Below are 1,441 nucleotides of genomic sequence, written 5' to 3'. Positions count from 1 at the left end.
CGGCCGACCCCGCCGCCCCCGTCCTGGTCACCGGCGCCACCGGCCGCCAGGGCGGCGCCACCGCCCGCGCCCTGCGCGCCGCCGGTGTCCCCGTCCGGGCCCTGGTCCGCGACCCCGGCACCCCCCGCGCCCGCGCCGTCGAAGCCCTCGGCGCCACCCTGGTCACCGGCGACCTCGACGACCCGGCCTCGCTGCGCCGCGCCGCCGACGGCGCCCGCGCCGTCTTCTCGGTCCAGATGCCCGACTTCGCCGCCCGTGGCTTCGACGGCGAACTCGCCCAGGGCCGCAACCTGGTCGAGGCCGCGCGCGCCGCCGATGTGCCGCAGTTCGTCCACACCTCCGTGTCCCGCAACGAGGCGCCCCAGTGGTCCGGCTGGGCCGCCCTGAAGCCGTACTTCGCCGCCAAGTCCGGTATCGAGGACGCGGTACGCGCGGCGGACTTCCCGTCCTGGACGCTGATCCGGCCGGCCTTCTTCATGGAGAACTTCGAACCCGCCATGGCATTCTTCTTCCCGCGCGGGGTGGCCGGCGGCCTGGTGAGCGTCATCAAGCCCACGACCCGGCTCTCCCTCGTCGCGGCCACCGACGTCGGCAGCGCCGCCGCCGCGGCCGTCGCCGACCCGGCCCGGTTCCACCGGGTCGAGCTCGAACTGGCCGGCGACCACCTGCCGATGACCGAGATCGCCGCGATCCTCTCCGACGTGCTGGGCACCGAGCTGACCGCCCCCGACATGACGGAGGAGCAGGCCACCGCGGCCGGGATGCCGGGCATGGGCGCCTCCCACGAACTCATGAACGTGGCCGGCCAGCCCGCGCGCCCCGCCTTCGCGCAGGCGCTCGGCATCCCGGTCACCGGCTTCGCGCAGTGGGCGCGCGAGACCCTGAAGCCGACCGCCTGACCGGGACCGCCGACCGCTACCGCATCCGGTCTGTCAGCAGCACCCGCGCCAGCTCCACCTGCGGCGGCTCCAGCGCGGTCTTGCCGTCCTCGATGTCCCACAGGGCGTTCTGGAGCACCCGGCCCAGCGTCCACACCGCCGCCCGCCGCCGGTCGAGCCCCACCCGCTCGGTCAGCTGATCGAAGCGGCGCAGCACCGTGGCACGCGGGTCACCGCTCGCGGCGACGACCTCGTCCCACCGGGAGTCCAGCGCCGGCCACAGATCGAACCCCGGGTCCCCCACGAGGGGTTCGGGGTCGATCGCCAGCCACGGCTCCCGGGTACCGGCCAGCACGTTGTCCTGGTGCAGGTCCCAGTGCAGCAGCCGGTCACCCGCCTCACCCAGCACCTCGGCCACCGCGTCCGCGCAGACGGACACCAGCCGCCGCTCGTCCGGATCGGCCAGCGAGCGGACGGCGGCGGGTGCGGCCTCCACCATCGCCGCGGCGGCCGAGAAGAACGCCGCGGCCAAGCGCGAGGAGGCGGACGCCCTCTTCGAGGAC

General features: G+C 75.6%; 2 protein-coding genes. One reads left to right on the top strand and one right to left on the bottom strand.

The window, feature by feature from the left end:
* A partial coding sequence (locus tag ACFV5N_RS27805; protein ID WP_385605306.1) for an NmrA/HSCARG family protein occupies positions 1-899 on the top strand: 899 nt, incomplete at its 5' end.
* A 16-nt stretch (positions 900-915) separates the two neighbouring features.
* On the opposite strand, the gene ACFV5N_RS27800 is transcribed toward ACFV5N_RS27805, so the two are convergent.
* Positions 916-1,441, bottom strand: a 526-nt coding sequence (locus ACFV5N_RS27800) for an aminoglycoside phosphotransferase family protein (RefSeq protein WP_385605303.1), incomplete at its 5' end; no start/stop codon positions are given.

It is taken from the genome of Streptomyces sp. NPDC059853 (genome assembly GCF_042731495.1).
Taxonomy (GTDB): domain Bacteria; phylum Actinomycetota; class Actinomycetes; order Streptomycetales; family Streptomycetaceae; genus Streptomyces.
This window is presented reverse-complemented; position numbering and strand designations above follow the sequence as displayed.